This window comes from Candidatus Acetatifactor stercoripullorum, assembly GCF_944382095.1.
Classification (GTDB): Bacteria; Bacillota; Clostridia; order Lachnospirales; family Lachnospiraceae; genus Acetatifactor; species Acetatifactor stercoripullorum.
On sequence record NZ_CALWMU010000070.1, the window covers coordinates 1 to 8,296 of the forward strand.

At 49.6% G+C, this 8,296-nt stretch carries 7 protein-coding genes and 2 pseudogenes; 1 reads left to right on the top strand and 8 read right to left on the bottom strand.

Features of this window, described 5'->3' with window-relative positions; translation table 11 throughout:
* Positions 1 to 85: 85 nt before the first annotated feature.
* From moaC to SHK35_RS13865, 6 genes are all read right to left on the bottom strand, one after another.
* Positions 86 to 571, bottom strand: a complete 486-nt coding sequence (gene moaC / locus SHK35_RS13840; protein ID WP_318710218.1) for a cyclic pyranopterin monophosphate synthase MoaC — start codon at positions 569 to 571, stop codon at positions 86 to 88.
* Positions 572 to 732: 161 nt separating this feature from the next.
* Positions 733 to 1,761, bottom strand: a complete 1,029-nt coding sequence (locus tag SHK35_RS13845) for a molybdopterin-binding protein (protein WP_318710219.1) — start codon at positions 1,759 to 1,761, stop codon at positions 733 to 735.
* Positions 1,762 to 2,820: a molybdopterin-guanine dinucleotide biosynthesis protein B gene (mobB, locus tag SHK35_RS13850; protein ID WP_318710220.1), complete on the bottom strand. Its 1,059-nt coding sequence runs from the start codon at positions 2,818 to 2,820 to the stop codon at positions 1,762 to 1,764.
* A gap of 5 nt (positions 2,821 to 2,825) precedes the next feature.
* Positions 2,826 to 4,028 carry a molybdopterin molybdotransferase MoeA gene (locus SHK35_RS13855; protein WP_318710221.1) on the bottom strand — a complete coding sequence of 401 codons (1,203 nt, stop codon included), beginning with the start codon at positions 4,026 to 4,028 and terminating at the stop codon, positions 2,826 to 2,828.
* A 47-nt stretch (positions 4,029 to 4,075) separates the two neighbouring features.
* On the bottom strand, positions 4,076 to 5,503 hold the full coding sequence (locus SHK35_RS13860) for a sensor histidine kinase (RefSeq protein WP_318710222.1): 1,428 nt from the start codon (positions 5,501 to 5,503) through the stop codon (positions 4,076 to 4,078).
* Positions 5,504 to 6,157, bottom strand: coding sequence for a response regulator transcription factor (locus SHK35_RS13865; protein ID WP_318705596.1), 654 nt, complete (start codon positions 6,155 to 6,157; stop codon positions 5,504 to 5,506).
* 206 nt (positions 6,158 to 6,363) lie between these two features.
* On the opposite strand from SHK35_RS13865, the gene SHK35_RS13870 reads away from it, so the two are divergent.
* Positions 6,364 to 7,566 carry an MFS transporter gene (locus SHK35_RS13870; RefSeq protein ID WP_318710223.1) on the top strand — a complete coding sequence of 401 codons (1,203 nt, stop codon included), beginning with the start codon at positions 6,364 to 6,366 and terminating at the stop codon, positions 7,564 to 7,566.
* A gap of 135 nt (positions 7,567 to 7,701) precedes the next feature.
* Here SHK35_RS13870 and SHK35_RS14245 read toward each other — a convergent pair.
* Both SHK35_RS14245 and SHK35_RS13880 read right to left on the bottom strand, forming a co-directional pair.
* A pseudogene (locus SHK35_RS14245) lies at positions 7,702 to 7,800 on the bottom strand (manganese catalase family protein); the annotation flags it as partial.
* A gap of 49 nt (positions 7,801 to 7,849) precedes the next feature.
* A pseudogene (locus tag SHK35_RS13880) lies at positions 7,850 to 8,296 on the bottom strand (recombinase family protein); the annotation flags it as partial.

Genomic DNA, 8,296 nt, shown 5'->3' on the forward strand with positions numbered 1-8,296 from the left:
TCAAAAAGTTGCCTGCTTTAGACAGCTTATTCAAGTGTGCCAATTTACGGTTTTCCTCTACTTTCTTTCACACTATCTCCTCTTCTTAAAAGGGAGAAGTCCTCAAGTAGTGTCCGCTCTTTCCACCTGCCTTTTCCAGCAGATGAATCTTCTCAATTTCCATCCCCCGATCCATGGCCTTGCACATATCATAAATCGTAAGCAAGGCGGCGCTTACGCCGGTCAGGGCCTCCATTTCAACACCCGTGCGCCCCGACAGCCTTGCCGTGCAGACAGCTTTCACGCTGAGGGTCTCCTCCTCAAGTGTAAAATCAACGGTTACTTTTGTCAGAGGAAGCGGATGGCACAAAGGGATGATATCCCAGGTCTTTTTTGCAGCCATAATTCCGGCAATTCTGGCGGTTCCCAGAACATCGCCTTTTTTGGCCGTTCCATTCTTTATGGCCTCAAAAACCTCCCTGCTTACCCGTATGCTTCCACAGGCCGCCGCCATTCTGTCCGTCACCGGTTTGTCCGTCACATCCACCATAACGGCGTTTCCTTGTTCATCAAAATGGGTTAATCCGCTCATCCTTCCTCCTTTTTTAATTCAGATAATTGCGAAACTCGCTCCCTGGTATCAGAAACTGGGCGTAATAACCAAAATAACGGTGACGAGCCACCGCTTCGGAACCCGTTTTTGGTTATTATGACCAGGTTCGTGACTTTGTCAGCGAGTTTCGCAAACGCCTATTATTTCCCAAAGCCGCAGTTGGGGAAGGTGCACACCCTGCAGCCAAGGCAGAGTCCTCCCTCTCCATATGTGCTTAAGTCCTCTTTTTCCAGAATTTCTCCCGCCAGCACTCTGGGAAGCACTAAATCAAAAATTGTTCTTCCGGCATACATTACACAGCCGGGAAGTCCCATCACGGGAATTTGTTCCTTTCCGGTCTCATAGTAGGCTAACAGAAACATGGCTCCGGGCAGCACAGGCGCACCGTAGGACACAATGCGCGCTTTTGTCCGGCGGATAGCTCCCGGCGTTTTATCATCCGGATCTACGCTCATTCCGCCCGTACAGAGCACAAGCTCCGCCCCCTGTCCGATAAAGTCTGCAATGGTATCCGAAATAGTCTCCCCATCGTCCCCGGGGTAAGCCTGCCACAGCACCGAGACGCCGTACTCTGCAAGCTTTTTTTTCACCACCGGTCCAAAGGAGTCCTCAACCAGCCCTTTTTTTACTTCGCTTCCTGTAACGATCAATCCAGCCTTTTTTCTTGTAAAGGGCAGCAGCGAAAACAGCGGTTTTTCTCCCGCCGCCTCTTTTGCAGCCTCCATTTTCTCCTGCTCTATCACCAGAGGGATGATTCTTGTAGCCGCCAGCTTGTCTCCCGCCTTTACGGGGAAGTTTCCGTGCCTGGAGGCAATCATCATCTCTCCCAAGGCGTTGACCGCATTCAGCCTTTTCGTATCCACCTTGAAAAGTCCGTCCATCTCTGACCTTATCTCAATTTTTCCCTCCTTGGGCTCGCCTGCCTGCATATGATCGCCCATGCAGATATCACGCAATATTTCCGCCGCTTCATCCTCGTGCAGGATACCCTCCTTTTTCTCCCACACATAAAGATTCTCTTTGCCCATGGAAAGCAGCACAGGAATATCCTCGGCAGTCACCACATGTCCCTTTCGGAACACTGCATCCTTTATCACTCCCGGGATAATCTGCGTCATGTCATGGCACAGCACATGTCCCACGGCATCTTCTGTTTTTATCAGCTTCATTTACGTCCGCTCCAATCCAAAATAATCGCAAATGCTTTTGAAAATGGACCGTATATCGTTTAAGTCATGTACCGGACACTCCGCCCTGGTATCCTCCCAGGCGTCCGTTGCAATACAGATCAGGGTATCCGCGCTGCAGGCAGGCTCTAAGGACGTCTCACGCCTGCGCACCTCCACCTTGGGCAGGCTGCAGCTTTTTTCTCCCTCCACTATGATAATATCGCCCTCTCCCTGGGCCAGGGCCAGCATATCCGTAAGGGTCTTTGTGCCGGCATAATTCACGGCGTATCCCTCATCAGAAAAAATAGCGCTCATTCTGGCTCCCGCTTCGGCATACCTGTAAGTGTCGGTTCCCTTATGGTCCATCGAGTACGCATGGCCGTCGTGTTTGATCACCGCCACAGTATAGCCTGCTTTGATAAACTCATTAATCAGCTTTATGATAAGCCCTGTTTTTCCGCTGTCCTTCCAGCCGCTGACACAGAAGGTCACCGGAAGCACGATTTTTTGGTACTCTATACGTGTATTGACATTTTTTACCGTCTTTTTGGAAAAGCAGCTGGTCTCCAGCCGGATATATTTTGTGGGAACCAGACGAAAAATATCCCGAAGCCTGTAGTTTTTCTCCTGAATCAGTTTTTCCAGGGCAGGCAGCGCCTTCTTGGAATAAATAGCGCACAGGGGATGGATTCTGTCCTCGTCCGTAAGCACATAGCAGTCGTAATCAGAGCAGATAAACTCCGCCAGATATAAGACCAGCGCCCTGGATATATTGGGCATATCCACAGCACAGACAAAAACATACTCGTTGGAAGCATGTTTTATCACCTGATAAATTCCCTCTATGGGGCCAATGTCTCTATGCACATCCTCCACTACAGGAAATCCACATTCAGGATAATCCTCCTTGTGCGCAGCAGAAACAAGCACCTGGTCAAAGGCGCTCATCTCTTCTGCAATCTTATCCAAAAACCGTCTATGCTCTATGGTAAGCAGCGCTTTATTGCTGCCCATCCGGCTGCTTCTGCCGCCTGCAAGGATGCCAACGCTTAGCTTCATCCCTGTCATTCCCCCTTGAAATATCTGATTTTTACCGTATCACCCTGATGAAGGCATCTGCCCGCCTCCAAATCTATAAAGCAGTTACAGTCCGCCAGATTATGGATCACAGAGGAAGCATGAATCCCGGAAGGAAGCTCCACATGCCCCTCTGCGGCCAAAGCTCTCAAAAGGCGCCGTCTCTTGTTTACCTTTGCATATTCTCCTGAAAATACCGCCGTCTCCCTGCGGGGAAGGAAATCCCTGCTCCCCATAAGCTTTGCCGCCAAGGGCCAGAAAAAAAGCTGAAAGTGAGCCAGCGCCGCATAAGGGTTCCCCGACAGGCTCAAAATTACCGTATCGCCCAAAATGCTCGCCATGGTAGGCGTCCCCGGCTGTATATCCACTCCGCGGAAAATTTCCCGTGCCCCCAGTTTTTTTAACACAAGAGGAACAATATCCTTTTTGCCTACGGAAACGCCTCCTACCGTAATCACCACGTCTGCCTTCGAACAGGCTTCCCTTAAGCGGGAAAGGAAAAGCTCCTCTTCATCCGCACAAATCCATGCGCCCGAAAGGGCAAGCCCCTCCCTGCGTATGGAGGAGCACAGCATATGGGAAATACTGTCATAAATCTGACCGGGCCCAAGCTTTTCTCCCGGCGCACAAAGCTCAGAGCCTGTGGCAATCACCGCTGTTTGAAAGGGCTTTACTGCCTCCACATACGCAAACCCCATGCTGGCAAGCAGGCCGATATGCACAGACGTAAGCCTGGCGCCCTTTTCCACCACACACTGTCCCTCTGTGATATCCTCTCCCGCCTTACAGTAATTGGTATAAGGAGCCACAGGCCGATACACAGACACCGTTTCCTGCCCGTAATCCGTATCCTCCTGCCGCACCACAGCGTCAAAGCCCTCCGGCACAGGAGCGCCTGTCATGACCCTTACCGCCGTCATGGGCTTTCTGTCATATAACGCAAAATCTCCGGCGCACAGCTCACCTGCTACAGTAAGCTTCACCGGACATTCTCTGGCTGCATTTTTTATTTCCTCCGCCTTGACCGCATATCCATCCATGGCGGACTTAGGGAAAGGCGGAACCATAAAGGGAGCATACACCGTTTCCGCGCAGACTCTGCCCCAGGCATCGTCGATGGAGATGCGCTCCTTCCTGCTGTCTCCATTCACCGCTTCCAAAAGAAGTTTCTCACAACCTTCTGCTTCCAACCTTTTCCCGCCCTTTCCGTCGCAATTTGTAGATTATTATATAACATTTAAGAAAAAGTTGCAATCGGAAACATGACTTTGATCACTGTCCCCTCTCCCAGACGGCTGTCTATCTTTAACACACCTCCATGCAGAGAGATGATTTTTTTACACAGAGCCATGCCGATTCCCGCTCCTCCCTCCTTTCTGGAACGGGATTTATCCACCATATAGAAAGCCTCCGTGATACGATGGATTTCCCTGGGCGGAATTCCTCTTCCATTATCCACCACCTTTATCTCATAGCCCTCCGCCAGCAGGCTTCCCTTCAGGAGGATAAAGCCGCCCTCCTCAACCGCTTTGACCGCATTATCCAAAAGATTGTACAAAAGCGACAAAAGAAGTTCATAATCTCCCAGAATCGTTCCCTTCTCCAATGCGATCTTCCCGTGAATCTTTTTCGCCGAGAAAACCGGACGCATGGCCGTGCGCAGGTTCTGCTCCAGCTTTCTTGTGGATACCGGCTTTCTTATCATATCCTGTTTTTCCATGCTCACAAGCTCCAAAAGCTTGTGGGAAAGGCTTTCCAGTCTTTTTCCCTGACTGTAAATATAAAAGTACGCCTCTCTTTTCTCCTCCTCGGACAAATTTACCGAATTTAGCATATCTGCATATCCGATGATGGAAGTAAGGGGCGTTTTCAGCTCGTGGGCAAAGGCCGCCGTAAAATCCTCCTGCTGCTTTGCCTTAAGCTCCTTTTCCTTCATCTGCTCCACCAGCCGGTCCGCCATCACATTAAAGCTTTCCGCCAGCTCCCCCACCTCGTCCCTTGGCATGGAATGCGCCCTCTTTTCATACTCTCCCTCAGAAATACAGCGTACCACATATCCAAGACGCCTGATGGGGCCTGTCATGTAACGAGAAATCACGTAAATAAAGCCGCCTCCCACAACCACCAATAAAATCAGCGCCAGCCGATACCTGTTTAACAAAAGCTGCCTGTCCTTGTAAATATCCGTAAGCTCCATGCACATTCCCAGATAATAAAAGCCCTCTCCGGCAGTTCCCTTGCACACATTGAAAAGATAATAGCCCTCTTTAAAGCGGCGGATGCCGTAGGCATAGGTATCCTCCTCCCGCATCTCCCCCTGTATGCCCGCCAGTATCTCTGGAAAAGAAGTCTCCTGCGCCAGCTCTTCACCGTAGAAAAAATTGCCCTCCTCATCTGTCACAAAGCATTTGCGCCCTTCCTTTTCCACGCTGTCCATGATACTGTCTATTGTCCTGACCACCGCATATTCTTCGCCGTACTCATCCGCAGATTGATAAGCCATCTCAAACAGATACTGGAACATTCTGCTCTCCGTATCTGAACGTTCAATTTCCCGGTTCAATATATTCTGAAAATAAGAGGACACCATCCAGATTCCAAATACGGCAAAGGCTGACGCAAGCAGAGCCGTGGTTGCAAAAAACAGCTTGTCTGCAAATCTCATCTATGCCTCCAATCGATAGCCCACCTTGTAAACCGCCGTGATCTCATTCTCCCACTTTAACTTCTTTTTCAGCCTCTGAATGTGCAGATCCACTGTTCTGCTCTGTCCCAGATATTCCCCTCCCCACACATTTTCATATATGGTCTCCCGATAAAGGGCGATATTCCGGTTTCTGGCCAGCAGCAAAAGCAAGTCAAATTCCTTCATGGTAAGGGCTATGGGCGTCCCGTTTTGCAGAACCGTCCGCGACGACGTGTCAATGACCACGTCAAACACCTCCAGAATGGTTTCCGTCTTGTGGTATCTGCGCAGAACGGCCTCCACTCTCGCCAAAAGCTCCACAATCTCAAAGGGCTTTGTGAGATAATCATCCGCCCCCATTTTAAGCCCCTTTACCTTGTGCTCCGTGTTTCCTAACGCCGTCAGAAAAATCACCGGCATTCCCAGCTCCTTTGCATATTCCATCAATTCATAGCCGTTGATGCCTGGAAGCATAATGTCAAGGAGGATCAGATCAAAGGGCTCCTTTGCCATCCTGTCGGCTGCCTCCTCTCCGTCCGGGGCCCATATACACTGATACCCCGCCCGATTTAGATTCATCCTGATCAGATTCGCAATAGGCTCCTCATCCTCCGCGATCAAAATCTTTAGCATAATCCCCGCTCCTCTGTACCTTTTTTGTCTTTCCTGATGCTGTCACTTCCTGCAATGATTTACCTCTTTTTTGTATCCTGTTTGTATCTTATATAAATCCATTGTGCAGGCTGTCTATTTATTGTAGCCTTCCTCCCCTATTTTTTACAAGCATTTCTTTTTCACTTGTGATACAATAGCGTGGATGAGTAAGAAAGGAGACTTCTATGCAGCCGGACTACAGAAAAACCATGGCCGCCTGTTTTATCGGATATATCATACAGGCCATCGTCAATAATTTTGCCCCTCTTTTATTTTTGACCTTTCACAATACCTACGGAATTTCCCTGTCACGCATCACCATGCTGATCACAATAAACTTTGGCATTCAGCTGACAGTGGATCTTTTGTCCGCAGGCTTTATCGACAGGATCGGCTATAAGGCTTCCGCCATTTTAGCCCATGTCTTTGCTGCCGCAGGTCTTGTGCTTTTGACCATACTGCCGGATAAGATGTCCTCTCCTTTTATAGGACTTTTACTGTCCGTAATCGTTTACGCCGTAGGCGGCGGGCTCCTTGAGGTGCTGCTCAGCCCCATTGTAGAGGCTCTTCCCTCCGCCAACAAGGAAAAGGCAATGAGCCTGCTGCATTCCTTCTACTGCTGGGGCCATGTGGGGGTAGTGCTTTTTTCCACTCTTTTCTTCCAGCTCTTTGGCATTGAAAACTGGAGAATACTTGCTCTTTTATGGGCACTGCTGCCGGTGTGCAATCTGATTTTGTTTGCAAAGGCGCCTATTCTGCCCTTAATTTCCAGCGGGGACGCCGGATACTCCTTAAAAGAGCTGACCCAAAAGCCGGTGTTCTGGGTTATGCTGCTGGTGATGCTCTGCGCGGGAGCCAGCGAGCAGGCCGTCAGCCAGTGGGCCTCCACCTTCGCAGAACAGGGTCTCCATGTCAGCAAAACCGTGGGCGACCTGGCAGGTCCCATGTTTTTTGCCGTCATGATGGGCAGCGCAAGACTTCTCTACGGAAAATACGGAGAAAAAATCCAGCTGCAGCGGGCCATGCTGCTGTGCAGTATGCTTTGTATCGGCTCCTACCTGCTGATCTCCCTCTCACCCCTTCCCCTGTTAAGCCTTTTGGGCTGCGGTATCTGCGGCTTTTCCGTAGGAATCCTATGGCCGGGGGCCTTCAGCATTGCATCTGCTTCCCTGAAAAGAGGCGGCACCCTGCTGTTTGCACTTTTAGCCCTTGCGGGAGACCTTGGCTGCTTGGGCGGCCCTACCTATGTGGGACTGATATCCGGGCATTTCAATAACAGCTTAAATATAGGGATTCTGACCGCCGTCATTTTCCCCGGTCTTTTGATTGTCGGCCTTTTTCTGTCAGAAAAGCTGACGCCAGGCCTAAAGGAAAGAATATTGTCATAAATGGAGCGGGTCTTCTGCTCTACCGCAGCATATTATAGGAAGTGTTCTAGCGCGAATCCGCCCACACTGCCAGTGGTCCGGCACATGGCCGGACCCTGACACCATAAAAGTTTGTCTTTATGCTGCTGCCATCCCTTAATTACAGTTTTCACACATGTCAAAGCCGGGATTGAAGGCATAAAAGTTTTTGCTGTTAAGCTTATCCTGTGTGATGCGCAGCGCCTCACCGAAACGGGAAGATTGAAGTGAATTTACCTCAAAAATGACAGCGGCTATAACCGCCTTAGATTTTCCATGTGATTTCAATATTCCCGTTTGCCACCTTGATAACTTTGATTAAAGCGTCCACAACCGCCTGCTTATCCTCAAAGGAAATGTCCTGCCATTTTTTCACATGGTCGGTTATCTGTCCCATTTTGCTTTCTGTCTTAGAACAGGTAAGGGATATGATTTCTTCCTGCAAGGTCTGGCGTTCTGCGTCTAACTCGGAAACCTTGTCATTGATGTACTTCATCAGGATAGAATTTGCGCTTCCTACTTTGGAAAGCAGGTCGTTGATTTCCTCGTCTATCTGTGCCAAACGGATTTTGTTCTTAGATACTTTAGGTGTGGATTGGTTTTCTTTTTCGTCGGACAGCTTCTTAAACTCGGACAGCTTATCACGAATGGCGTTTAACATATATTCTTCCAGAACGTCGGCGTAAACCGTACACCCTGTCCCTTTGCAGTT

Coding starts and splice junctions, on each gene's coding strand:
- SHK35_RS13845 (WP_318710219.1), bottom strand. CDS start 1,761: ATGAAGCTGATAAAAACAGAAGATGCCGTGGGACATGTGCTGTGCCAT.
- SHK35_RS13860 (WP_318710222.1), bottom strand. CDS start 5,503: ATGAGATTTGCAGACAAGCTGTTTTTTGCAACCACGGCTCTGCTTGCG.
- SHK35_RS13870 (WP_318710223.1), top strand. CDS start 6,364: ATGCAGCCGGACTACAGAAAAACCATGGCCGCCTGTTTTATCGGATAT.
- mobB (WP_318710220.1), bottom strand. CDS start 2,820: ATGAAGCTAAGCGTTGGCATCCTTGCAGGCGGCAGAAGCAGCCGGATG.
- SHK35_RS13865 (WP_318705596.1), bottom strand. CDS start 6,157: ATGCTAAAGATTTTGATCGCGGAGGATGAGGAGCCTATTGCGAATCTG.
- moaC (WP_318710218.1), bottom strand. CDS start 571: ATGAGCGGATTAACCCATTTTGATGAACAAGGAAACGCCGTTATGGTG.